Here is a 23,240-nt window from a genome sequence, read left to right as displayed (position 1 = left end):
ATAGTGACGCGCTTCGCAACCTTTTCGTTGGGTAATTATCAAGCTGGTATGATGAGTTAATATTATGTTAACGGCATGTATATCATTTGGGGTTGCGATGACGACGAACACGCATTTTAGAGGTGAAGAATTGAAGAAGGTTTGGCTTAACCGTTATCCCGCGGACGTTCCGACGGAGATCAACCCTGACCGTTATCAATCTCTGGTAGATATGTTTGAGCAGTCGGTCGCGCGCTACGCCGATCAACCCGCGTTTGTGAATATGGGGGAGGTGATGACCTTCCGCAAACTGGAAGAACGCAGTCGCGCGTTTGCCGCTTATTTGCAACAAGGGTTGGGACTGAAGAAAGGCGATCGCGTTGCGTTGATGATGCCTAATTTATTGCAATATCCGGTGGCGCTGTTTGGCATTTTGCGTGCCGGGATGATTGTCGTAAACGTTAACCCGTTGTATACCCCGCGTGAACTTGAGCATCAGCTTAACGATAGCGGCGCATCGGCGATTGTTATCGTGTCTAACTTTGCCCACACTCTGGAAAAAGTGGTTGATAAAACCGCCGTTCAGCACGTAATTCTGACCCGTATGGGCGATCAGCTATCTACGGCAAAAGGCACGGTAGTCAATTTCGTTGTTAAATACATCAAGCGTCTGGTGCCGAAATACCATCTGCCAGATGCCATTTCATTTCGTAGCGCCCTGCACAACGGCTACCGGATGCAGTACGTCAAACCCGAACTGGTGCCGGAAGATTTAGCTTTCCTGCAATACACCGGCGGTACCACTGGTGTGGCGAAAGGCGCGATGCTGACTCACCGCAATATGCTGGCGAACCTGGAACAGGTTAACGCGACCTATGGTCCGCTGTTGCATCCGGGCAAAGAGCTGGTGGTGACGGCGCTGCCGCTGTATCACATTTTTGCACTGACCATTAACTGCCTGCTGTTTATCGAACTGGGTGGGCAGAACCTGCTTATCACTAACCCGCGCGATATTCCAGGGTTGGTAAAAGAGTTAGCGAAATATCCGTTTACCGCTATCACTGGCGTTAACACCTTGTTCAATGCGTTGCTGAACAATAAAGAGTTCCAGCAGCTGGATTTCTCCAGTCTGCATCTTTCCGCAGGCGGAGGGATGCCTGTTCAGCAAGTGGTGGCAGAACGTTGGGTGAAACTGACAGGACAGTATCTGCTGGAAGGTTATGGCCTGACCGAGTGTGCGCCGCTGGTCAGCGTTAACCCGTATGATATTGATTATCATAGTGGTAGCATCGGTTTGCCGGTGCCGTCGACGGAAGCCAAACTGGTGGATGATGATGATAATGAAGTACCACCGGGTCAACCGGGTGAGCTTTGTGTCAAAGGACCGCAGGTGATGCTGGGTTACTGGCAGCGTCCGGATGCTACCGATGAAATCATCAAAAATGGCTGGTTACACACCGGCGACATCGCGGTGATGGATGAAGAAGGATTCCTGCGCATTGTCGATCGTAAAAAAGACATGATTCTGGTTTCCGGTTTTAACGTCTATCCCAACGAGATTGAAGATGTCGTCATGCAGCATCTTGGCGTACAGGAAGTCGCGGCTGTTGGCGTACCTTCTGGCTCCAGTGGCGAAGCGGTGAAAATCTTCGTTGTGAAAAAAGATCCATCGCTTACCGAAGAGTCACTGGTGACTTTTTGCCGCCGTCAGCTCACAGGCTACAAAGTACCGAAGCTGGTGGAGTTTCGTGATGAGTTACCGAAATCTAACGTCGGAAAAATTTTGCGACGAGAATTACGTGACGAAGCGCGCGGCAAAGTGGACAATAAAGCCTGAGCGTTAAGTCAGTCGTCAGACGCCGGTTAATCCGGCGTTTTTTTTGACGCCCACTAAAGAGAATACAATTTGAATTACCAAATGATTACCACGGACGATGCGCTGGCTTCTTTGTGTGAAGCCGTCCGTGCCTTTCCGGCGATAGCCCTGGATACTGAATTTGTTCGTACGCGCACCTATTACCCGCAACTGGGTCTAATTCAACTTTTTGATGGTGAGCATCTGGCGCTAATTGATCCTCTCGGGATCTCCGACTGGTCACCACTGAAGGCGATCCTGCGCGATCCGTCCATCACAAAATTTCTCCATGCAGGCAGTGAAGATCTGGAAGTGTTCCTCAATGTCTTTGGCGAATTACCACAACCCCTGATTGACACGCAAATCCTTGCTGCCTTCTGCGGACGCCCGATGTCATGGGGTTTCGCTTCCATGGTGGAAGAGTATTCCGGCGTTACGCTGGACAAGAGTGAATCGCGCACCGACTGGCTGGCCAGACCGCTGACCGAACGTCAGTGTGAATACGCAGCGGCGGATGTCTGGTATCTGTTACCGATCACCGCAAAGCTTATGGTAGAAACGGAGGCCTCCGGCTGGCTACCTGCGGCGCTGGATGAATGCCGCCTGATGCAAATGCGTCGTCAGGAAATCGTTGCACCGGAAGATGCCTGGCGTGATATCACCAATGCCTGGCAGTTACGCACACGCCAACTGGCCTGTCTGCAACTGTTAGCCGACTGGCGACTGCGCAAGGCGCGGGAGCGCGATCTGGCAGTGAACTTTGTCGTGCGTGAAGAGCATTTGTGGTCCGTAGCGCGTTATATGCCGGGAAGTTTAGGCGAACTGGACAGCCTGGGCTTATCCGGTAGCGAAATCCGCTTTCACGGTAAAACGCTGCTGGCGCTGGTGGAAAAAGCGCAGGCATTGCCGGAAGAGGCCTTACCGCAGCCGATGCTTAACCTGATGGACATGCCGGGTTATCGTAAAGCGTTTAAAGCGATTAAGTCGTTGATTACTGACGTGAGCGAAACGCACAAGATCAGCGCCGAATTGCTGGCATCGCGTCGGCAAATCAACCAACTGCTGAACTGGCACTGGAAACTGAAACCGCAGAACAATTTGCCGGAGCTGATTTCCGGCTGGCGTGGTGAGCTGATGGCGGAAGCATTACACAATTTATTGCAGGAATATCCGCAGTAAAATCTTCCGAAGCCGGACTGGGCGCGCTCAGTCCGGCTTCGGCAAACTACAAATCCAACACCAGGCGTTTACCCTTCGCACGCGAACAACAGATCAACATACTTTGCTGGCTGGCACGCTCTTCATCGCTAAAATACTGATCCCGATGGTCAGCTTCACCTTCCAGTATTGCCGTTTCGCAGGTTCCGCATACCCCTTCACGACATAAACATTCCACTTTCGCTGCTTTATTATTTTCAATAACCTGCAAAATAGTCATCTCTTCCGGCACCACAAACTCTTTTCCGGAACGGGCAAGCACCAGGGTAAATGCATCGCCGGTTTTGTCTTCGATAGCAAATTGCTCAAAGTGCAGCGTATCGGCGGCGATGTTCAGACGCGCAGCTTCACTTCTTACCGCTTCATTTAGCGCCTCGGGGCCACAGGTATAAACATGTGTGCCAGGTTCGATATCCGCCAATAATCGCGCTAATTCCAGTCGTGTTCCGGTTGATGAGTGATGTAAGTGAACTTTCTCAGCCTGTGGATGCTGGACTAGCTCATCACGAAATGCGCAACTTTCTGGATTTCGCGTGCAGTAATGTAGCTGCCAGTCGACGTCGCTGTATTGCAACTCTGCCAGGTGCGACAGGAAAGGGGTGATACCAATACCGCCCGCGATAAACAGATGCTTTCTTGCCGAGGGAATTAGCGCAAACAGGTTATTAGGCGTTGAAATCGTTAACCGATCGCCCAATTTTACCTGCTGATGCAAAAAGCGGGAACCGCCGCGCGAGTTTTCCTCCAGCCGAACGGCAATCTGATAACAAGAGGTGTCATGCGGCGAACTCAGTAGTGAATACGCATTGCTGTACTCGTTATCACCATCGCTCATCTGCACAATGACGTGACTTCCTCCGGTAAACGCAGGTAATGGTTTGCCATCGGTTGCCACCAGCGTGAAGCGTTTCACCTGTTCGGTAAGCGGTTCAATTTGGCTCACCTGTACTTCAAACATTTGATAGTCTGACATTGCTGTACTCCATCAAAAATCAGCCCAGCGGCGGAAAATACCGCCGCCGATGTCATTAGTCCTTAAACACCTGCGCCAGCAGATTATGGAAGTGGGCGATACCATGTTCGGAAATTCCGCTACCGCTACTGTCGGCCATGATGCGCCCCTGACCACGATAGCCACGCGATTTCAGCCCTTTCTGTACGCTTTCAACCAGACGTAAATCTTCCGGACGGAACACATCGCGATACCACTCAATCAGCGATTTTTGCTCGTCGATTAACTCTTCATTGGTGAAGTAAATATCGTAGTTTTGCAGGGTAGTTTCAGAATCCACCGGGAATTCATAAATGACCGTCATCATCCCTTTGATCGGGGTGACGTTCAGCATCGTGCACGGCCACAGCCAGAAACCGTGGAATGCCGCATCCGTGCCCTCTTCGAATTTGAAAGACTGTTCTGACGGTTTGGCGAAACCGTATTGCAGCGTCCAGTTACCGTGCATGGTGTGCCAGTAACGATCAACCTGTACGGAGTCGGAGAAACCTGGATGCGCCGGACCACAGTGATAGCACTCGAGATAGTTATCGACAATGTTCTTCCAGTTGGCAGGCGTGCGGGTGGTAAAGCGGGCCGCCAGTTTCAGATCGTGGACTTCCGGGCAGGCTTCCAGCACTTTCGCGCCCAGACCGGGTAACTGATCTTCTACGCTGGTGGCGTTAGGGTCCATGTTGATGAAGACGAATCCGGCATATTCTTCCAGACGCACCGGAACCAGTTGCGCTTTGTCGCTATCGAAATTGGCGACGTTTTCGCAGTTACGTGCATGGGCCAGGTTGCCATCGAGTTTGAATGCCCAGGCGTGATACGGGCAGGTAATCACATTTTTTGCTTTTCCTTCACCGCTCAACAACTGATGACCACGGTGCGGACACACGTTATAGAACGCGCGCAAAACCTTATCACGACCACGTACCAGCACGATGCTTTCGCCAATGATCTCACGCGTCACATAATCATTGGCATTCGCCAGTTCGCTGCTGTGAGCGACGCAAATCCAGCTTTTGGCGAAGACGTTCTCTTTTTCGTGTTCAAAGGCGTTCTGATCGGTATAAAAACGGGCAGGAATGGTCCACGCCTCTTGCGGGTTAGCGCAAAAATTTTCGGGTAGTACAAAGTCAGGGCTCAGATTGCTCATAGGGATACCTTTATCGTTAGGATGATGGCGCTCAGTTGTCGCCTTTGAATACGGTTCCCGCAGGGAGCACTGGTGTTTTTTCCAGGGCTTCAACCGGTGTCTGCGGGAGGTAATGTTCAACTTGATGAGCCGGAATGTCGGCGTAATCCTGTTTCAGCCAGCGAATAAATCCGCCGACTTTCACCAGTAAAATGACGAGGAACGGAAGGGCTGTGAGTACGACGGTGGTTTTCATCGTTTCCAGCGACGCGCCAGTGAAAAGAATTGAAAGCGGGATCAGGGTAATTACCACGCACCAGAAAAGACGCAGCCCACGGTCAGGATCGTCACCTTCCTGGAGATTACGCGTACTGGTTGCCGCCATGGTGTAGGCCACCGCATCCATATGCGAGGCAAGGAAAATAATCATCACGCCCAGGTATGCGGCGAGGAACAATTTACCGGCTGGCAACGACATCAGAACTTGCTGCACAGCTGTCTCGCCGCCCAGTGTTTCCAGCACCTGTGGGACGTTGATTACGCCATTGATAAACTGGTGAATGGCATAGCTTTCCATTACGCCGAAGAAGAACCAGCAACCGACGGTGCTGCCGAGGATCAGTCCCCAGATAACTTCTTTAATCTTACGACCGCGGGAAACGCGGGTGACAAACATTGCTACGCCAGGCGTGTATGAGATCCACCACAGCCAGTAGAAAACGGTCCAGTTGCGGGTAAATGAACCATCGCCAAGCGGATCGGTGAATAAGCTCATTTGCAGGAAGTTTTGCGTGGTCAGGCCGATGGCATTGATGATGCTGTTGGTAATAAATTCGGTTGGACCGACAATCAGCACCAGTAATGGCAGCAGGAACGCGCCCCAGCCAACCATTTTGCTTAGACGTTGCAAACCGTTGTTGATACCAATCCACGAGCTTAGGCAAAAAATGCCGCCGGAAAGCAGGATCACAAATGCCTGTACGGTAAAGTTATCGGGTAAACCGGTCAGCGCGGAAAGCCCACGGGTAAAGGTTGCTGCGGTGACAACAAGGGAAATGGTCAGTGCGCCGACAGTGGCGATCAGGAACATCAAATCGACCAGTTTCCCCCACGGGCCTTGCGGGCGAACGCCGGTAATAGCAGCAATAATGCCGGAAAGGCTCAGCCCTTTATTTTTCCGCACATGAAAGTGATAAGCCATGATTAATGAGGCCAGCGTATAAGTTGCCCAGGCGCTGATGCCCCAGTGGAAGAAGGAGTAGGGAACGCTAAATTCGAGTGCCTGTTGTGAACGCGGTGCGATATTTAATCCAGGCGTTTGATAATAATAGGCCCATTCAGCAACCCCCCAATAAAGCGTAGAAGAACCCAAACCGGCACAAATAAACATAAACAGCCAGGAGAGCGTGCTGTATTCCGGTTTTCCTTCGCCAAGACGAATATTGCCGTATTTACTGGTGGCTAAATAAATCACCAGTCCCATTGCCAGCAAAACCAATACCTGTACGGCGGAACCTAACGTACGCGTAACAAAAGTGTATATAGCGTTGGCCGCGTCGGCCGATTGTTGTGGGAAAAGGCTTAATGTAGCTGCGATGAAAAGAATGGCCACCAGGCTGATGCTTATCAACGGCACATCTTTTTTCTTAACATTGCTCATCATGAGTCATCTCCTGGGCATAAAAGCCCGTCTCTGGCTTTTGCCAGTTGTAATTATTTGCAGGGTAATGAGTTGTTTGTCGTAATTAACAAATTGATTATTTGCATGTTACATAAATTAAACAATTAAGAATACGGAAAGCCATAAAACACGAAACGGAAACAATAAAAGGTGAAATGACGCAGGTTATTTACTGCAAAGAACGAATAAAAAAACCGCGTCAGTGACGCGGTTCAAATAAACTGGTTTGACCTTAACGCAAAATAATTTTGCAAATCGCGTCGGCAACCTGTGGCGTGGTGGCATTGCCTTTCATATCAGGTGTTTTCGGCCCGTGAGCAATCACTTCTTCAATCGCGGCCAGAATACCGTTATGCGCTTGCTGGAAACGCTCATCGCCATTGCCGAGAAAATCGAGCATCATTGCACCGGCCCAAATTGTGGCGATAGGGTTAGCAATTTTTTTCCCGTAGATATCCGGCGCGGAACCGTGGACTGGCTCGAAGAGCGACGGGAAAGTGCGTTCCGGATTCAGGTTGGCGGATGGGGCAATGCCAATGGTGCCGGTGCAGGCCGGGCCAAGATCGGAAAGGATATCGCCAAACAAATTGGACGCCACTACCACATCGAAGCGTTCCGGTTGCATCACAAAACGTGCGCAGAGAATGTCAATATGCTGCTTGTCCCAGCGGATCTCCGGGTAATTCTCAGCCATTGCTTCCACTCGCTCATCCCAGTACGGCATGCTGATGGCTAAACCGTTCGATTTAGTGGCAGAAGTTAGCGTCTTACGTGGGCGGCTTTGCGCAAGTTCAAAGGCATAGCGCAAAATACGATCGACACCACGACGAGTAAATACCGATTCCTGAATGACGACTTCATGCTCTGTACCTTCATTCACTCTGCCGCCGAGCGAGGAATATTCGCCTTCGGTGTTTTCCCTGACCACGTAAAAATCGATGTCGCCAGGCTGTTTTCCCGCCAGCGGGCAGGGAACGCCAGGAAAGAGACGAACCGGGCGCAGGTTGACGTACTGGTCGAATTCACGACGAAATTTCAGCAGCGAACCCCACAACGAAATATGGTCCGGAACGGTGTCCGGCCAGCCGACGGCACCAAAATAGATGGCGTCGAAACGGCTAAGTTGCTCATGCCAGTCGTCCGGCATCATTTTACCGTGATGGCTGTAATACTCGCAGCTCGCCCACTCCATTTGCTCAAAACTCAAGGCGAAGCCCCAGCGCTCAGCGGCAGCCTGTAACACGCGAATCCCTTCAGGAAGGACTTCTTTGCCAATCCCGTCTCCCGGGATCGCAGCAATACGCATCGTTTTCATCATTGGGTTCTCACTTCCTGACCATCAAAATTGACAACATCACCATCCTATAATTGACTGAAAAGGAATTAATCCCTGTAACTGGTGAAACATAAAACACGAATCATGAATAATTTACCGCTGCTGAACGATTTGCGCGTCTTTATGCTGGTGGCTCGCCGGGCTGGTTTTGCCGCCGTGGCAGAAGAATTGGGCGTTTCTCCGGCGTTCGTCAGCAAGCGCATCGCCTTGCTGGAGCAAACGCTAAACGTGGTGTTGTTACACCGCACCACCCGCCGCGTCACCATTACCGAAGAAGGAGAGCGGATTTATGAATGGGCGCAGCGGATTTTGCAGGATGTCGGTCAGATGATGGACGAACTTTCTGACGTGCGTCAGGTGCCACAGGGGATGCTGCGTATTATCAGCAGCTTTGGTTTTGGACGACAGGTGGTGGCTCCGGCGTTATCAGCGCTGGCGAAGGCGTATCCGCAACTGGAATTACGTTTTGATGTGGAAGACCGGTTGGTCGATTTGGTCAATGAAGGTGTCGATCTCGATATTCGCATTGGCGATGATATCGCCCCTAATTTAATCGCCCGCAAACTGGCGACCAATTATCGCATTCTCTGCGCGTCACCGGAATTTATTGCGCAACATGGCGCGCCGAAACATTTAACCGATCTTTCTGCATTGCCGTGCCTGGTCATTAAAGAGCGCGATCATCCTTTTGGTGTCTGGCAATTACGCAATAAAGAAGGCCACCATGCGATTAAAGTTACCGGCCCACTGTCGTCTAATCATGGAGAAATTGTCCATCAGTGGTGTCTCGATGGGCAGGGGATTGCTCTGCGCTCCTGGTGGGATGTTAGCGAAAACATTGCCAGTGGTCATTTAGTGCAAGTGCTACCGGAATATTACCAGCCAGCGAACGTCTGGGCCGTTTATGTTTCAAGGCTGGCGACGTCAGCGAAAGTGCGGATAACGGTAGAATTTTTACGCCAGTATTTTGCCGAGCACTACCCGAATTTTTCACTGGAGCATGCCTGATTAATGATTCAATTATCGCGTTGATATCGGGTTAAAACCTGATTTTCTCCTTTCTAAGCAGCTACAGATTGGTTAGCATATTCACCTTTAATCGCGCATGATCGAAAGATAATTAAAGAGGTTAATGTGTTCGCTGAATACGGGGTTCTGAATTACTGGACCTATCTGGTTGGGGCCATTTTTATTGTGTTGGTGCCAGGGCCAAATACCCTGTTTGTACTCAAAAATAGCGTCAGTAGCGGTATGAAAGGCGGTTATCTTGCGGCCTGTGGTGTATTTATTGGCGATGCGGTATTGATGTTTCTGGCATGGGCTGGAGTGGCGACATTAATTAAGACCACCCCGATATTATTCAACATTGTACGTTATCTTGGTGCATTTTATTTGCTCTATCTGGGGAGTAAAATTCTCTACGCGACCCTGAAGGGTAAAAATAACGAGGCCAAATCCGATGAGCCCCAATACGGTGCCATTTTTAAACGCGCGTTAATTTTGAGCCTGACTAATCCGAAAGCCATTTTGTTCTATGTGTCGTTTTTCGTACAGTTTATCGATGTTAATGCCCCACATACGGGAATTTCATTCTTTATTCTGGCGACGACGCTGGAACTGGTGAGTTTCTGCTATTTGAGCTTCCTGATTATTTCTGGTGCTTTTGTCACGCAGTACATACGTACCAAAAAGAAACTGGCTAAAGTGGGCAACTCACTGATTGGTTTGATGTTTGTGGGTTTCGCCGCCCGACTGGCGACGCTCCAGTCCTGATGCATTCAGCCCGCGTTGTCGCGGGCTTCCCACCTGTAATCCTCCCTGATTCTTCTCTGATACGGTGCTAAATAGTAACCAATAAATGGTATTTAAAATGCAAATTATCAGGCGTACCCTGAAACGGCTGAAATAAACCGTTTTCAGCGCATTCACCGAAGGAGGGAAAAGGATGCTGCAAATCCCACAGAATTATATTCATACGCGCTCAACGCCTTTCTGGAATAAACAAACTGCGCCTGCCGGAATATTCGAACGTCATCTTGATAAAGGAACGCGCCCGGGGGTTTACCCACGCCTTTCCGTTATGCATGGGGCGGTCAAATATCTCGGCTACGCTGATGAACACAGTACAGAGCCTGATCAAGTGATCCTTATCGAAGCGGGGCAGTTTGCTGTGTTCCCTCCAGAAAAGTGGCACAACATTGAAGCCATGACTGACGACACTTATTTCAACATTGACTTCTTCGTTGCTCCTGAAGTCCTGATGGAAGGTGCGCAACAACGGAAAGTCATTCATAACGGGAAATGAATCATGGGCAAAGCAACGTATACCGTGACCGTCACCAATAACAGCAATGGCGTTTCTGTCGATTATGAAACAGAGACGCCGATGACTTTGCTGGTGCCAGAAGTGGCGGCTGAAGTGATAAAAGATCTGGTGAATACCGTGCGTTCTTATGACACGGAAAACGAACATGATGTTTGTGGTTGGTAATTATCACTGATCGTTGATGGCGCAATTTCTGCGCCATCGCAAAAAAATCCTCCGTGATGCTCGTCACAAATCTTGCCCTCACGATGTTGTGCTATGCTTTTTATCAGCGACTAACCCGCTAATGCAAAACAGATAAGTGAGGAAACAATGGGCATTCTGTCATGGATTATTTTTGGGCTTATTGCCGGTATTCTGGCGAAGTGGATCATGCCAGGTAAAGATGGTGGTGGATTCTTTATGACCATCCTGCTGGGGATAGTCGGTGCCGTAGTCGGCGGATGGATCAGCACGCTGTTTGGCTTTGGTAAAGTCGATGGCTTCAATTTTGGCAGCTTCGTGGTTGCCGTTATTGGCGCGATTGTCGTGCTGTTTATCTACAGAAAGATTAAAAGTTAACGCGTAAATTGCACAAAGGCTGCACACAGGCAGCCTTTGCTATTTTCTAGATGTGACGTTACCACCATCCCAGCTCAGTGCCGAGTACGACAATAATCGCCACACCCATCATAATAATCGTTGTTTTTTTCATCTTTATGCTCCCGGGGCAGCATAGCCGCCAATAAAAAACCATGCTAAAAATACGACCGCTGTAATAAAGATTACAACCGGAAAAATAATACCGATTCGCATGTTATCACCAATCAAAAGGATGTGAATACGCCTCAGGAATGTAGCGCTGGATGCGCGACAAAAGGTGTTTTCTGTTTGTGTTTTTTCTCCTGATACATCGCGATATCGGCAGCATGCAGGGCACTGTCTGCATCGGTCGTTTCAGGATCGACTTCTACTATGCCAAGACTGGCACCGGGATAATACAAATCAACGTCACCTAAGTGATATTCTCCACGTATTTGCTGTTGAATACGTTCTCGCAGAGACGAAATATCCGCATTCTCGTTGTTCAGTGAAACAACCAAAAACTCATCACCGCCGAGACGACCAATAACTTCGCCATTTTGCTGGAGCGTATTAAGGCGCTCGCCAACCTGAATGAGGAACAAATCACCACTATTATGACCAAAACGATCGTTGATTAATTTGAAGTTATCCAGATCGATAAACGCGATCATTATCTTATGGTTAAGATGTCGGGCGAGAGAAAACAGCGTCGTCAGATTTTCAAAAATCGCCCGCCGATTCGGTAGCCCGGTTAACGAGTCGGTATACGATTGCGCAATCAGCGCAGCATTGGCTTCGCGCAGCTGTTCAACCAGTGCCTCTTTTTGAATATATTGTGCAATCAGTCCGGCGAATAACTGTAAAACCTGTTCCGCGCGTTCACTCCACTGGCGCTTCTCACTACTGGCGGCGCAAAGCGTGCCATAGAATGATCCATCCGGTAAGTGAATTGGCGTGCTCAGAAATGTGGTGATGCCAAGATTGCGTGCCGCAATACAGTCGCCCCAACGGTCAGGGACTTCATCGCTGAAAAAGCAGTTTTCATCAATGGCGCGTTTGCATAACGAGTAATCCCACGAGACGGTAAAATTCTCCGGGATGTGCATTTTCTGGCTGTTACGGGCAAACATTATATGCTGCAGGCGCGCTTCGACATCCACTTTGGTCAGGTAGGTTGATTCCATATCAGTGACCATTTCCAGCATCTCCAGAAGCTGTCGGACCAGGCTTTCCAGTGACTGTTCTTTGGCAAGGGATTGCGAGACGCGGGCGATAATCTGATCTGACACGAAACAACTCCAGGATACGGCGGGTAAATGCTGATTATTTAATCTTTGCAGGCATGATAAAACATCATCAACAAAGATGAAACAAGGCGTAATATGATTTGAGTGAATGTAATAAAAATAGTGCTGCAAAACAAAACGATACCGCGATACTCTAAGTCTGGATAAATATGTGAGATCAATAAATGAAAATTATCAGTTTTGTTCTGCCTTGCTTGCTGGTCCTGGCTGGTTGTTCAACCCCTTCTCAGCCAGAAGCACCTAAACCGCCGCAGATTGGTATGGCAAATCCGGCGTCGGTCTATTGCCAGCAGAAGGGCGGGACGCTCATTCCTGTGCAGACAGCGCAAGGGGTCAGCAACAATTGCAAATTACCGGGCGGTGAAACGATTGATGAATGGGCATTGTGGCGACGGGACCATCCGGCTGGTGAAAAATAACCGCCGGATGGCGTACTAAAATCACAAGCTACGTAGCCAGTCTGCCAGCACCAGCGCATGGTTCTGCGTGGTGTTTTTTGCTGAGTAGAGCAGGGTCAGCGGCTGTTTTTTGGCGATGTTCGCCAGCCGCTTTCCTTCTTGCTCGTGTTGCGCCAGTTCTGCAAGATATTGCTCGCGAAAGGTTGCAAAATCGACGACTTCGCCGTGAAAGGCTTTGCGCAGTTCCGTTGACGGCGTGATTTCTTTATCCCACTCATCAAGGGCTAAATCGGTTTTTTTGATACCGCGCGGCCAGAGGCGGTCGACCAGTACGCGATAACCATCGCTCTGTTCAGCCGGATCATAAACGCGTTTGCACTGAATATTCATCGTGTTTGTTCTCCCTTTCACGCATGATTTGTCACGTCACTATAGCACCGGATATTAGCGAATTTCTTTGTCTCTCCCGGCGCAAAGTCCGAAAATCGCCATCAGTAGTGAAAGTATTGCAACACCCATCAGTGGTACGGACCAGTCACCGTTAGCATCGTGTATTTTACCCATCAGCGGCGGCCCACAGGCTGCCAGCAAATACCCGACGGATTGTGCCATCCCCGAGAGTGCCGCCGCCTGATGCGCAGAACTTGCCCGCAGACCAATGAACGTCAACCCCAGTATCATTGTTGCGCCGGAACCAAAGCCGAAAAGCAGAGTCCAGGTGATCGCGTGCGCTGGCATAAAGCAGAGCCCAACCGCGCCCACTGCGCACATCAAGGCAACGAACGCTGCAATACCACGCTGATCTTTCACATGATGCAAGAAAAGTGGGATCAGCAAACCGGGAGCTGCTGTGGCTAGTTGCAGCAAACCATGCAGTGAACCCGCCTGTGCTTCGCTATAGCCGTGACTGATGAGGATCGCCGGAAGCCAGCCAATAATCACGTAATAGACGAGTGAGTTGATCCCAAGAAACAATGTTACCTGCCAGGCAAGCGGCGAACGCCAGATACCCCGAGTATGTAAGGCGCGTGAGGTGCTCAAATTTGCATGTTGTTGGCTTCGCCACTGTGGCAGCCATAAAAAAAGAGCCAGCAGAGGAAAACACATCAGCATGAGCAACGCGCCTCGCCAGCCAAAACCGTTCAAAGCCAGCGGCACTACCATCGCCGATCCCAGTGCCGCTGCAGCTCCCATTGTCAGGGAATATGCGCCGGTAAGTCTGGCGACGGAATGAGGGAAATCGCGTTTAATTAATCCTGGCAGTAAGACATTGCCTAATGCAATCCCACCGCCAATGATCGCTGTACCGCCAAATAATAAGTAAGGCGAAGGGAGAGAGCGAATTGCGATACCTGCACAGATCAAAAGTAACGCGGCAAACAGGCTACGTTCCATACCAAAACGTCGCGCCACCGGGGCGGCCAGCGGTGAGATTAGCGCAAAGGCTAATAATGGCAGGGTGGTCAATAAGCCGGTTTGCGCCGTCGTTAGCGAGTAAGCGGAACGAATCGTATCCAGTAACGGTGCTGCGCCGGTAAAGGTGACGCGTAATGTTGTGGCAATCATCAGAATGCCAGCGATAAGGACAATCCTGTTTTTGCCGCTTAATGAAGTTGAACAGGTCATATGCTTCTCATTGTTACAAACGAGGCTGTACCTTACCGTTTTTATTGTTATGTTGAATCAAGCTAAAATGACAAAATATCGCTAAATTCGGACAAAATGATGCACAGGTTGAATCTCAATGGCTATGAACCCGACCGACACCATGAAGCCGCGGTCGCATTTTGTATTCACGCCGGAACGGATGAGTTAACCAGTCCTGTACATCAGCACCGCAAAGGACAGTTGATACTGGCACTACATGGTGCAATTACCTGTACGGTGGAAAATGCTTTGTGGATGGTGCCGCCACAATATGCGGTTTGGATACCGGGAGGGGTGGAACATAGCAATCAAGTGACAGCTAACGCTGAACTCTGTTTTCTGTTTATCGAACCCAGCGCAGTGACAATGCCGACAACCTGTTGCACATTGAAAATATCGCCCTTATGCCGGGAATTAATTTTAACCCTGGCAAACAGGACGACGACTCAGCGTGCTGAGCCGATGACCCGCAGATTAATTCAGGTCCTGTTTGATGAACTCCCTCAGCAGCCACAACAACAGCTGCACCTGCCCGTTTCTTCTCATCCTAAAATCCGCACAATGGTGGAGATGATGGCGAAAGAGCCCGTCGAGTGGGGCTCATTGGGGCAATGGGCTGGCTTTTTTGCGATGAGTGAACGCAATCTTGCCCGGCTGATAGTGAAAGAGACGGGGTTGAGTTTTCGCCCGTGGCGTCAGCAGTTACAGCTGATTATGGCGCTTCAGGGATTAGTGAAAGGCGATACTGTACAGAAAGTTGCTCATACGCTGGGGTATGATTCAACAACGGCCTTTATTACTATGTTTAAGAAAGGCCTGGGGCAAACGCCAGGCCGATATATTGCGGGATTAACTACTGTTTCCCCACAATTAGCGAAACCAGACCCGCGGCAATAAGCGGGCCAACCGGTACGCCGCGAAACAGCGCCACGCCTAAAACAGTGCCCACCAGCAGCCCGGCGACCAGTTGCGGCTGGCTGCCCATTAACGTCACGCCGCGCCCCCCCAGCCAGGAGACAATAACACCGACTGCAATTGCCACCAGCGATTTCCAGTTCAGAAACGAGTGAATCAGGGTTGAGGGCGGTAGCGTCCCGCTGGCGATGGGAGCCATAACGCCAATCGTCAGAATGATTATCCCGATACTTAGCCCCTGTTTTTCAATCCACGGGAAAAAGGTGCTTAACGGTGTGACGCGGACAATGATTAACACCAGAATTGAAACGGCGACAGTGGTGTTATGACTGATAAAGCCCAGCGCAGCTAACCCGAGCAGGATCAGCAAAGTGACATCAAACATCGTGGTTTCCTTGCCAAAAAATAATAAGCCTGCTTACTTTACGCTTGCTGCAGGAAGGAAGTAGAAAATCTTTACGTTTTTTGCATAAAAAATCAGGCGAACTGTCATCAAACTGCCATTTGCGCACGCTAACAATAACGTGAAAACAACTATCTCCCGGGGGCATACTATGAACGATCAAATGTTCGTCGAGACACTGATTATCACGTCATCGTTTTTTGCCATTGCTGTTGTGCTGGTTTTGTCCGTTCTTCTTATCGAACGGACAGGCTAGTTACGCAGTGCGGCGGAAATTGACCAGTTCTGGTTGCGCAATGCGCAAATAATCCGCGGTTTTCAAAATAACGGATTTATCCAGCATGCCTGCATTGAAGGCGATTTCATCAAATCGTTCGAAGAGTAGGGGATCGGCAACCAGTTTGAGTTTTGGATGGAAGCTGAAAGGGGGGATCGCGCCGAAGACACAGCCTGTGAGTTCATCGACTTCCGCCGGGCTGGCCAACGAAGCGCGTAATCCGCCTATATGGCTGGCGAGTTGGCTCAGATCGGCCTGTTGATCGGCCGCGAGGATCGCCAGAACATGTTGATTTACACCATTGCCTTTGACTTTACATACCAGTGCCTTAGCCCCCTGGCCTAAAGCGGTGCCACGAATTTCTGACACCGCTTCACATTTACCTACCGCTTCATGGGTAACGACGCGGAAGTCAGCACCTTCTTGTGATAATAAAGCGATTAACCGCTGATGCGTCACGCTTCCTTTAGCCATTTCAGTCATTTCATGCTCCTGAGATTACAAGCAAACAACCACAGAAGGTTATCATGAACGGCTGTTTTTGTTCTGCTTATTGACATATAAACGCTCATCGGAAGCTTTATACGCATCATGTAACGTATCGTTTTCTTTCATCGCGTAAATACCGGAAGAGAAGCCGATCTCTTTCTGCGGCGCGATATGTTGCAGACGTTTTTCGATACGTTCAGGCAGTTGTGCTGCAATTTGCGGCGTCGAATCGACAAGAATGATGCAGAATTCATCGCCACCGAGTCGGATGGCATAATCACTTTTACGAATCGATTGTTTAATCGCCTGAGCTAATAACGTAATCGCTAAATCCCCCTCCTGATGACCGAGGGTGTCATTTATTTGCTTTAACTTGTCCATGTCAATTGCAATAAACATCACCGAAGAACCGGATTGCACCAGCTTCTGCAACCGCTGCTCCAGTTCAGGGGTTAAAATTTTGCGATTATACAGTCCAGTCATCGCATCACTAATATTTTCTCGCGACACGTTTTGGTATAAACGGAAGTGCATCCGCACCATATTCAGCAAAATTAACGCCGTCAAAATCCAGAACAGAACGCTTTTCCACGAAGACGTGATAAAGTAAAGAATATCAATGGATAACGAGACACGAATGCCGCCCGGTAAGTCATGGACGTAACTGACATACTGGAACAGATTATCTTCGCTCTGGTTGATGATAATGTCGCGCCCCGAATCTGTATCAGTTAGCGTGACATTGAGAAAACGCCAGAGGAGAGGGCGGTCATGAGTGTAAAAGATATTCCGCAGATTGTTTTTGTTAATATCCAGCAGCACAATCCCTTTTAGCTGCCCTGCGACATATACCGGCGTCAGTAAACTCATCACGTTCTGTTTAGTACGCTGATCCTGGTAAATGCTCGATAATACGGTACGCCCGGTAAATACCTTTTCAATATCTTTGCGATCGATGCCAATACTTCCTGACTGCAGGAAGGACCAGTTATTCATCGCAAAGTACTCAACATTAACCGGCTCATAAAAATAGACATAGCGGTCATTGAGATCGAGATAATAGTGAAATTTCTCTTCGGCCATCCCAAGACCTGAACCGTAATCATCCTGGTGGCGGTTGCCTTCCACTGCCTGATCAAAAGCGGGTAATAGTGCAGCAGCTTCCACAATTGTGTCACAGTCAGTGGATGCGGTTTGTAGTGTGCCGCGTAAGCCAGGGTATTTATGGGCAGTCAGGTTTAAGCCATGGGTATTATTGGCAGACTCAAAAGCCTCGCAGATGGCGCGCCGCTGTTCTGGCGACACTTCCGACTGCTCAGCAGCGAGAGCGCGCATCACATGCGCGGCAATACTCTGATTCTGATACTTATCATAAAGAAAGGAGGAGTCTGCTCTCTGCACGATATAGCGCAGATAGGCACTCATTGCTCTGTCGCTGGCGACAAGTTCAAAAATAAGGAAGGAAGATGTCAGCACAATGACACTTGCGGCGATAAAATGCCGGAGCATTCTATGGTGCAATTTCATGATAAATGGCACTCCTTCGGTTAGTGAAACGAGAAAACCAGATAAAGTTCGATTGCGGCCTGGCACAGGGGCGCTAATTATACTCATCTCTGCGCCGCTGGGGAGGGGAAATTTAGGGGTAATAGTAATAAATTGTATGCAAAAGCCACGCAAAAAGCATGGCTCTGAATATTTTTGCACTTAAATATGATGAATAATCACTTTGTTGCCCCCCTCGCTTTTCGCTTCGCGTAAGGCTTTATCTGCTTCCGTCATGACAAGCGAGATATTACGTGTGTCACCCGTTGAAAAAACCGTGCCAATACTGATGGTCATTTGCTCAGGAACATCATATCTGTTACTAAAGCCGGTCAGGAGTTCGACATTTTTACGCATACGTTCCGCAATGATTTTTGCCTGGGCACTATTGAGTTCGGTAAATAGCAAGCCAAACACCTCACCCTCCAGTCGCGCTAAAATATCATCGGGGCGGATGCTTTGCTGGATAATATCGACAATTGAAACCAGCACTTTATCACCCACACGATGTCCCCATTGGGCATTGATGCGTTTGAACTGATTAATATCAACCAGCATGACACAGAAGTCCTTAACAACAGGTCGCGACAATAATGACTCTACGCTGTTGAAAAAGTAGCGCCGATTATAAATATTGGTCAGTACATCATGAACTGCCAGTTTGCTGGAGAGTTGCAGTTCCTGAAAAATGTTATAAATCAGAAAAGACACAACAAACAGTTTACTGGAAACTTCAATCCCGCGACTGATATACCAGATGGTGTAATTATACTCATCCAGAGTTAGTAGAAGTAAGTTGCAGCATAGCGATGCCAGACATAATAATGCTATTAACGGCCATAGTTCGCTGGCTAATCGTGTACGCATGATAATAAAGAACAGTAAAAATGCCCACAGACAAACCAATATTTTTGTATAGTTGATTCCCCAGGTCGCAGTATGGTTGTCCGGACAGTAATCGACGACATACAAAGAATAGTCAGCGTTATAACTGCTCAGATTGTGTGCCAGAAGGGGAAAAACTAAAAAAGGAATCAGCGCCAGTAACAGAATGCCAGTTTTTTTCTTATTGTTGTCAAGGATGTTGTCTTTCCCATAACAAAAGAGCGCCAGCGAGGTTAAACAAATGAAACTGAGTTGGCGGAAAATATAGAAAATAGAAACATCATTCGACTTTGTCTGGATCAGTGTACTGCCGTTGATTGGTTTATGGATAATTACAATGGTTTCAACTAAATAGATAAGGCCACTTAAAAATGCAAGGCTTAAAATGAGTGTTGGTAAAATTTGTTTGTTAGTGAAATACTTCATTAACATGAAAAGAAAAATGACGGCGTTAAGGAAAAACAAAGCCACAACAACCATCAGGTAATTCATCTGTGGGATGAGTTTTACATTCGTGTTTTCGTTATATAAGGTAGTAATGCAAAATAAAATTAACGTCAGCAATAAGCTGAAAATAAAAAAGCCTTGAGCTTTTAATTTTTGTGTACCCATAGAAGCCATAAAAAGGAGAGCAATGTGAGTGCTGGATTTTATTGATGGCAGAGATATATAGTTTTGACCAGGATCAATTTTCGTTAACGATAAAAAATAATTAAAGAATAACCCCAGGGAAATACGTGTTGACCGAATCATTTTTCCGAATGATTGTTTTCTGGAACTAAATTGTGTAAAGGTTATGCTGTCATATTTAAAGCGATTGTAAGCTAATGTATGTAATAAATGAGATAATTTACAGTGAGCTAAAAATCAGCCAGGCGATAATGACCCGGCTGACAGTTTTAGTCTTTAGCTGTTGCATTTTGTTTATGAAACAGTTCACGGAACACCGGATAAATATCATCCTGGTCGCGGATATGCTGCATCGCAAAGTTGTCGAAAGTAGATTGCAGATGCTCATATTCTCGCCACAATGTCTGATGTGCACGACGGGTAATTTCGATATAGCTGTAATAACGAACGACGGGTAATAATTTTTTCGCCAGGATTTCATGGCAAAGCGGAGAGTCATCGGCCCAGTTATCGCCGTCCGATGCTTGTGCAGCGTAAATATTCCACTGTGCCGGGTTATAACGCTCTTTCACTACCTCATCCATCAGTTTCAGGGCGCTGGAAACAATGGTGCCGCCTGTTTCCTGCGAGTAGAAAAACTCATGTTCATCGACTTCTTTCGCCTGGGTATGATGGCGGATGTATACGACTTCCACGTTCTTATATGTTCTGCTGAGGAACAGATACAGCAGAATATAAAAACGTTTAGCCATATCTTTAGTGGACTGATCCATTGAACCGGAAACGTCCATCAGGCAAAACATCACTGCCTGGCTGGAGGGATCGGGCCGCTTCTCGTAGTTCTTGTAACGTAAATCGAAGGTGTCAATGAAAGGGACGCGTTCGATTTTGGCACGTAATTCTGCAATTTCTTTGCGCAGACGTTCCTCTTCCAGCAGTTGCGCAGGTTCACTGTTGCTGATGATGGCCAAATTCTCTTCCAGCGCATGAAGTTCCCGCCGCTTGCCCGCCGTCATGGCTGTGCGCCGCGCCAGTGAGTTCTGCAATGAACGCACAACGCTGATATTGGCCGGAACGCCGTTAGCGGTATAACCCGCCCGATGCGTTTTATATTCGGTCAGCTGGCGTTGTTGGTTTTGTTTCAGATTCGGTAAAGCCAAATCTTCAAAGAGCAGATCAAGATACTCATCTTTCGAAATCTGAAAGACGAATTCATCCTGACCTTCACCATCCTGGCTGGCCTGGCCCTGACCGCTGCCGGAACCTCCGCCGCCACCCTGGGGACGTTCAATTCGGTCGTTCTGGACGAAATGGTCATTGCCCGGATGCACGCGGTGGCGCAGACCGCCACGCCCCTGATGAAACATCGGTTCGCTAATATCTTCCGTGGGAATGGATACGGACTCGCCGCTGTCGACGTCAGTCACCGAACGCTTATTAATGGCCTCGGAGATCGACTGTTTAATTTGCGCTTTATAACGGCGTAAAAAACGCTGGCGATTCACCATGCTTTTGTTTTTGCCGTTCAGACGCCGGTCAATAAACCAGGTCATATGCCCCCCGTACTACATTTGCCAACTTTATGCTACGCCTGTGTTGCCGCTTCTCTGGCCCACGGTTCGCTGTCGTTGTAGGCCCGATAGCATGTGTACCGGGCCAGGGTTGTTAAGACGATTTACGTACGCGCAAATACCATTCGCACAGTAAACGCACCTGTTTACGGGTGTAGCCTTTTTCCATCATACGGTCGACAAAGTCGTCATGTTTCTTCTGCTCGTCGGTTGACGTTTTGGCGTTAAACGAAATAACCGGCAACAGCTCCTCGGTATTGGAGAACATTTTCTTCTCAATAACCGTGCGCAGTTTTTCATAGCTGGTCCAGTTCGGATTGCGTCCGCTGTTATTCGCTCTGGCGCGCAGTACGAAGTTAACAATCTCGTTGCGGAAATCTTTTGGATTACTGATCCCCGCCGGTTTCTCGATTTTCTCCAGCTCGGCGTTAAGAGACTCGCGGTCAAACAACTGCCCGGTATCAGGATCGCGATACTCCTGATCCTGAATCCAGAAATCCGCGTAGGTAACATAACGGTCGAAAATGTTTTGCCCATATTCGGAATAGGATTCAAGGTAGGCCGTCTGGATCTCTTTGCCGATAAACTCGGCATATTTCGGGATCAGATAACCTTTCAGGAACTCCAGATAGCGTTCTGCCTGTTCTTGCGGGAACTGCTCGCGCTCGATCTGCTGTTCCAGGACGTAGAACAGATGAACCGGGTTGGCCGCCACTTCTACATGATCGAAGTTGAACACGCGGGAGAGGATCTTAAACGCAAAACGCGTCGACAGACCGTTCATCCCTTCATCGACACCGGCGTAGTCACGATATTCCTGATACGACTTGGCTTTGGGATCAGTGTCTTTCAAACTTTCACCATCATAAACCCGCATCTTTGAATAAATGCTGGAGTTTTCTGGCTCTTTCAGACGCGAAAGAATAGAAAAACGTGACAGCGTTTCCAGCGTGCCAGGGGCGCAGGGGGCGTGAGTCAATTCACTGTGATTAAGCAATTTCTCGTAGATTTTGATCTCTTCGGAAATGCGCAAGCAATACGGCACCTTCACGATGTAAACACGGTCGAGGAAGGCTTCGTTGTTTTTGTTATTACGGAAAGTGACCCATTCGGATTCGTTCGAGTGGGCGAGAATAATCCCGTTGAACGGCAGGGCGGAGATACCTTCCGTCCCGTTGTAGTTACCTTCCTGGGTGGCGGTTAACAAGGGATGCAGCACTTTTATCGGTGCTTTAAACATCTCGACAAACTCCATGATCCCCTGGTTGGCGCGGCACAGTGCACCAGAATATCCGTAGGCGTCTGGATCGTTCTGCGCGTAGTGTTCGAGTTTACGGATATCGACTTTCCCTACCAGCGCTGAGATGTCCTGGTTGTTCTCATCGCCAGGTTCCGTTTTGGCGATAGCAATTTGTTGCAGAATTGACGGCCAGACCTTTACCACCCGGAACTTAGTAATATCGCCACCAAATTCATGCAGGCGTTTTGCTGCCCACGGCGACATGATGGTGCCAAGATAGCGTCGAGGAATGCCATACTCTTTTTCCAGAATCTGCGCATCTTCTTGCGGATTGAAAAGACAGAACGGATGATCGTTGACCGGGCTCCGCTCACCGTTAGCGCTTAATACATAGATCGGCACGAGCTGCATTAATGATTTCAGTCGCTCAGCAAGCGATGATTTACCCCCACCCACAGGCCCCAGCAGATACAGGATTTGTTTCTTCTCTTCCAGCCCCTGAGCCGCGTGTTTCAGATAAGAGACAATCTGTTCAATCGCGTCTTCCATGCCGTAAAACTCTTCAAACGCCGGATAACGTGCAATGACCCGGTTAGAAAAGAGTCGAGAAAGTCTGGGTTCCTGGGCTGTATCGACCATGACAGGCTCACCAATAGCCATCAATAGCCGCTCAGCCGCGTTGGCATAAGCACTGCGATCTTGCCGACAAGTGGTAAGAAACTCCTGCAGTGTGAACTCTTCGTCCTTGGCAGCTTCATATCGCTGGCGATAGTGATCGAATATATTCATGGTATGCCGTCCTTTCGTTTTTTAGCACAGGTTAAGAGCCGTTCATATGAATA

At 48.8% G+C, this 23,240-nt stretch carries 25 protein-coding genes; 10 read left to right on the top strand and 15 right to left on the bottom strand.

The genetic code is table 11. The features are described from left to right. Positions 1-130: 130 nt before the first annotated feature. Complete coding sequence (fadD, locus tag ACJHWT_RS06700; RefSeq protein ID WP_001695820.1) at positions 131-1,816, top strand: long-chain-fatty-acid--CoA ligase FadD; 1,686 nt, start codon at positions 131-133, stop codon at positions 1,814-1,816. An 81-nt stretch (positions 1,817-1,897) separates the two neighbouring features. Then, positions 1,898-3,013: a ribonuclease D gene (gene rnd, locus ACJHWT_RS06695; RefSeq protein WP_001317879.1), complete on the top strand. Its 1,116-nt coding sequence runs from the start codon at positions 1,898-1,900 to the stop codon at positions 3,011-3,013. A 46-nt stretch (positions 3,014-3,059) separates the two neighbouring features. Here the strand turns inward: rnd and yeaX are convergent, their stop codons facing one another. From yeaX to dmlA, 4 genes are all read right to left on the bottom strand, one after another. Then, the gene (gene yeaX / locus ACJHWT_RS06690) at positions 3,060-4,025 is read right to left on the bottom strand and encodes a carnitine monooxygenase reductase subunit YeaX (RefSeq protein ID WP_001286989.1); all 966 of its coding nucleotides are present in this window, start codon (positions 4,023-4,025) and stop codon (positions 3,060-3,062) included. Between the two features lie 55 nt (positions 4,026-4,080). Next, on the bottom strand, positions 4,081-5,205 hold the full coding sequence (yeaW, locus tag ACJHWT_RS06685) for a carnitine monooxygenase, oxygenase subunit YeaW (RefSeq protein ID WP_000067819.1): 1,125 nt from the start codon (positions 5,203-5,205) through the stop codon (positions 4,081-4,083). Positions 5,206-5,236: 31 nt separating this feature from the next. Then, on the bottom strand, positions 5,237-6,847 hold the full coding sequence (gene yeaV, locus ACJHWT_RS06680) for a BCCT family transporter YeaV (RefSeq protein ID WP_000987541.1): 1,611 nt from the start codon (positions 6,845-6,847) through the stop codon (positions 5,237-5,239). Between the two features lie 250 nt (positions 6,848-7,097). Further along, a complete protein-coding gene (gene dmlA / locus ACJHWT_RS06675; protein WP_000978491.1) occupies positions 7,098-8,183 on the bottom strand; it encodes a multifunctional D-malate/3-isopropylmalate/tartarate dehydrogenase in 1,086 nt (361 codons plus the stop codon). Between the two features lie 102 nt (positions 8,184-8,285). Between dmlA and dmlR the strand changes: the two genes are divergently transcribed. The 5 genes from dmlR (at position 8,286) to ACJHWT_RS06650 (ending at position 11,088) form a co-directional block, all read left to right on the top strand. Further along, a complete protein-coding gene (dmlR, locus tag ACJHWT_RS06670; protein WP_001061578.1) occupies positions 8,286-9,209 on the top strand; it encodes a DNA-binding transcriptional regulator DmlR in 924 nt (307 codons plus the stop codon). Between the two features lie 126 nt (positions 9,210-9,335). Continuing rightward, positions 9,336-9,974: a leucine efflux protein LeuE gene (gene leuE, locus ACJHWT_RS06665; RefSeq protein ID WP_000457202.1), complete on the top strand. Its 639-nt coding sequence runs from the start codon at positions 9,336-9,338 to the stop codon at positions 9,972-9,974. Between the two features lie 172 nt (positions 9,975-10,146). Then, positions 10,147-10,506 (top strand): DUF1971 domain-containing protein YeaR, encoded by a 360-nt coding sequence (yeaR, locus tag ACJHWT_RS06660; RefSeq protein WP_000939322.1) that lies wholly within the window; start codon positions 10,147-10,149, stop codon positions 10,504-10,506. A 3-nt stretch (positions 10,507-10,509) separates the two neighbouring features. Next, a complete protein-coding gene (locus ACJHWT_RS06655) occupies positions 10,510-10,692 on the top strand; it encodes a DUF1869 domain-containing protein (RefSeq protein WP_000513737.1) in 183 nt (60 codons plus the stop codon). 147 nt (positions 10,693-10,839) lie between these two features. Then, positions 10,840-11,088, top strand: coding sequence for a GlsB/YeaQ/YmgE family stress response membrane protein (locus tag ACJHWT_RS06650; RefSeq protein ID WP_000512153.1), 249 nt, complete (start codon positions 10,840-10,842; stop codon positions 11,086-11,088). A gap of 58 nt (positions 11,089-11,146) precedes the next feature. Here the strand turns inward: ACJHWT_RS06650 and yoaJ are convergent, their stop codons facing one another. Genes yoaJ through dgcP form a run of 3 tightly spaced genes read right to left on the bottom strand, consistent with a single transcriptional unit; the run spans position 11,147 to position 12,380 of the window. Then, positions 11,147-11,221, bottom strand: coding sequence for a protein YoaJ (gene yoaJ, locus ACJHWT_RS06645; RefSeq protein ID WP_001386836.1), 75 nt, complete (start codon positions 11,219-11,221; stop codon positions 11,147-11,149). A 2-nt stretch (positions 11,222-11,223) separates the two neighbouring features. Next, the gene (locus ACJHWT_RS06640; protein ID WP_001219350.1) at positions 11,224-11,322 is read right to left on the bottom strand and encodes a YoaK family small membrane protein; all 99 of its coding nucleotides are present in this window, start codon (positions 11,320-11,322) and stop codon (positions 11,224-11,226) included. Between the two features lie 32 nt (positions 11,323-11,354). Continuing rightward, a complete protein-coding gene (dgcP, locus tag ACJHWT_RS06635) occupies positions 11,355-12,380 on the bottom strand; it encodes a diguanylate cyclase DgcP (RefSeq protein WP_001306169.1) in 1,026 nt (341 codons plus the stop codon). Between the two features lie 182 nt (positions 12,381-12,562). Here dgcP and yoaF point away from each other — a divergent pair, with 182 nt between their 5' ends. After that, on the top strand, positions 12,563-12,817 hold the full coding sequence (yoaF, locus tag ACJHWT_RS06630; RefSeq protein ID WP_000691930.1) for a DUF333 domain-containing lipoprotein YoaF: 255 nt from the start codon (positions 12,563-12,565) through the stop codon (positions 12,815-12,817). A gap of 21 nt (positions 12,818-12,838) precedes the next feature. Here yoaF and ACJHWT_RS06625 read toward each other — a convergent pair whose 3' ends face one another. After that, positions 12,839-13,186: a DUF488 domain-containing protein gene (locus ACJHWT_RS06625; RefSeq protein ID WP_001317878.1), complete on the bottom strand. Its 348-nt coding sequence runs from the start codon at positions 13,184-13,186 to the stop codon at positions 12,839-12,841. Positions 13,187-13,240: 54 nt separating this feature from the next. Then, positions 13,241-14,422, bottom strand: coding sequence for a 2-nitroimidazole transporter (nimT, locus tag ACJHWT_RS06620; protein WP_000128463.1), 1,182 nt, complete (start codon positions 14,420-14,422; stop codon positions 13,241-13,243). Between the two features lie 96 nt (positions 14,423-14,518). Here nimT and nimR point away from each other — a divergent pair, with 96 nt between their 5' ends. Beyond that, on the top strand, positions 14,519-15,340 hold the full coding sequence (gene nimR, locus ACJHWT_RS06615) for a DNA-binding transcriptional regulator NimR (RefSeq protein WP_410232319.1): 822 nt from the start codon (positions 14,519-14,521) through the stop codon (positions 15,338-15,340). Here the strand turns inward: nimR and ACJHWT_RS06610 are convergent. Then, positions 15,297-15,743, bottom strand: coding sequence for a DUF441 domain-containing protein (locus ACJHWT_RS06610; RefSeq protein WP_000460707.1), 447 nt, complete (start codon positions 15,741-15,743; stop codon positions 15,297-15,299). The two genes, nimR and ACJHWT_RS06610, sit on opposite strands and share 44 nt — an antisense overlap. 169 nt (positions 15,744-15,912) lie before the next feature. On the opposite strand from ACJHWT_RS06610, the gene yoaI reads away from it, so the two are divergent. Further along, positions 15,913-16,017, top strand: coding sequence for a small membrane protein YoaI (yoaI, locus tag ACJHWT_RS06605; protein ID WP_000999630.1), 105 nt, complete (start codon positions 15,913-15,915; stop codon positions 16,015-16,017). Here the strand turns inward: yoaI and yeaK are convergent, their stop codons facing one another. The 5 genes from yeaK to yeaG form a co-directional block, all read right to left on the bottom strand. Continuing rightward, entirely contained in the window at positions 16,018-16,521 is a 504-nt protein-coding gene (yeaK, locus tag ACJHWT_RS06600; protein ID WP_000138043.1) for a mischarged aminoacyl-tRNA deacylase, read from the bottom strand. A gap of 42 nt (positions 16,522-16,563) precedes the next feature. After that, on the bottom strand, positions 16,564-18,054 hold the full coding sequence (gene dgcJ / locus ACJHWT_RS06595; RefSeq protein WP_000766137.1) for a diguanylate cyclase DgcJ: 1,491 nt from the start codon (positions 18,052-18,054) through the stop codon (positions 16,564-16,566). Between the two features lie 180 nt (positions 18,055-18,234). Then, positions 18,235-19,710 carry a GGDEF domain-containing protein gene (locus ACJHWT_RS06590; protein WP_000621387.1) on the bottom strand — a complete coding sequence of 492 codons (1,476 nt, stop codon included), beginning with the start codon at positions 19,708-19,710 and terminating at the stop codon, positions 18,235-18,237. 146 nt (positions 19,711-19,856) lie between these two features. Continuing rightward, positions 19,857-21,140: a YeaH/YhbH family protein gene (locus ACJHWT_RS06585; RefSeq protein ID WP_000219686.1), complete on the bottom strand. Its 1,284-nt coding sequence runs from the start codon at positions 21,138-21,140 to the stop codon at positions 19,857-19,859. 112 nt (positions 21,141-21,252) lie between these two features. Further along, positions 21,253-23,187 (bottom strand): protein kinase YeaG, encoded by a 1,935-nt coding sequence (gene yeaG, locus ACJHWT_RS06580; protein ID WP_001019882.1) that lies wholly within the window; start codon positions 23,185-23,187, stop codon positions 21,253-21,255. Positions 23,188-23,240 lie beyond the last annotated feature (53 nt).

It is taken from the genome of Escherichia sp. WS338 (assembly GCF_046486405.1).
GTDB classification, from domain to species: Bacteria; Pseudomonadota; Gammaproteobacteria; order Enterobacterales; family Enterobacteriaceae; genus Escherichia; species Escherichia coli.
This window is presented reverse-complemented; position numbering and strand designations above follow the sequence as displayed.

What these genes read in the sequence shown, in the direction of transcription:
- rnd (WP_001317879.1), top strand. Translation starts at nt 1,898, where the DNA reads ATGATTACCACGGACGATGCGCTGGCTTCTTTGTGTGAAGCCGTCCGT.
- yeaX (WP_001286989.1), bottom strand. Translation starts at nt 4,025, where the DNA reads ATGTCAGACTATCAAATGTTTGAAGTACAGGTGAGCCAAATTGAACCG.
- yeaW (WP_000067819.1), bottom strand. Translation starts at nt 5,205, where the DNA reads ATGAGCAATCTGAGCCCTGACTTTGTACTACCCGAAAATTTTTGCGCT.
- yeaV (WP_000987541.1), bottom strand. Translation starts at nt 6,847, where the DNA reads ATGATGAGCAATGTTAAGAAAAAAGATGTGCCGTTGATAAGCATCAGC.
- dmlA (WP_000978491.1), bottom strand. Translation starts at nt 8,183, where the DNA reads ATGATGAAAACGATGCGTATTGCTGCGATCCCGGGAGACGGGATTGGC.
- dmlR (WP_001061578.1), top strand. Translation starts at nt 8,286, where the DNA reads ATGAATAATTTACCGCTGCTGAACGATTTGCGCGTCTTTATGCTGGTG.
- yeaR (WP_000939322.1), top strand. Translation starts at nt 10,147, where the DNA reads ATGCTGCAAATCCCACAGAATTATATTCATACGCGCTCAACGCCTTTC.
- ACJHWT_RS06655 (WP_000513737.1), top strand. Translation starts at nt 10,510, where the DNA reads ATGGGCAAAGCAACGTATACCGTGACCGTCACCAATAACAGCAATGGC.
- ACJHWT_RS06650 (WP_000512153.1), top strand. Translation starts at nt 10,840, where the DNA reads ATGGGCATTCTGTCATGGATTATTTTTGGGCTTATTGCCGGTATTCTG.
- ACJHWT_RS06640 (WP_001219350.1), bottom strand. Translation starts at nt 11,322, where the DNA reads ATGCGAATCGGTATTATTTTTCCGGTTGTAATCTTTATTACAGCGGTC.
- yoaF (WP_000691930.1), top strand. Translation starts at nt 12,563, where the DNA reads ATGAAAATTATCAGTTTTGTTCTGCCTTGCTTGCTGGTCCTGGCTGGT.
- ACJHWT_RS06625 (WP_001317878.1), bottom strand. Translation starts at nt 13,186, where the DNA reads ATGAATATTCAGTGCAAACGCGTTTATGATCCGGCTGAACAGAGCGAT.
- nimT (WP_000128463.1), bottom strand. Translation starts at nt 14,422, where the DNA reads ATGACCTGTTCAACTTCATTAAGCGGCAAAAACAGGATTGTCCTTATC.
- nimR (WP_410232319.1), top strand. Translation starts at nt 14,519, where the DNA reads ATGATGCACAGGTTGAATCTCAATGGCTATGAACCCGACCGACACCAT.
- ACJHWT_RS06610 (WP_000460707.1), bottom strand. Translation starts at nt 15,743, where the DNA reads ATGTTTGATGTCACTTTGCTGATCCTGCTCGGGTTAGCTGCGCTGGGC.
- yoaI (WP_000999630.1), top strand. Translation starts at nt 15,913, where the DNA reads ATGAACGATCAAATGTTCGTCGAGACACTGATTATCACGTCATCGTTT.
- yeaK (WP_000138043.1), bottom strand. Translation starts at nt 16,521, where the DNA reads ATGACTGAAATGGCTAAAGGAAGCGTGACGCATCAGCGGTTAATCGCT.
- dgcJ (WP_000766137.1), bottom strand. Translation starts at nt 18,054, where the DNA reads ATGAAATTGCACCATAGAATGCTCCGGCATTTTATCGCCGCAAGTGTC.
- ACJHWT_RS06590 (WP_000621387.1), bottom strand. Translation starts at nt 19,710, where the DNA reads ATGATTCGGTCAACACGTATTTCCCTGGGGTTATTCTTTAATTATTTT.
- ACJHWT_RS06585 (WP_000219686.1), bottom strand. Translation starts at nt 21,140, where the DNA reads ATGACCTGGTTTATTGACCGGCGTCTGAACGGCAAAAACAAAAGCATG.
- yeaG (WP_001019882.1), bottom strand. Translation starts at nt 23,187, where the DNA reads ATGAATATATTCGATCACTATCGCCAGCGATATGAAGCTGCCAAGGAC.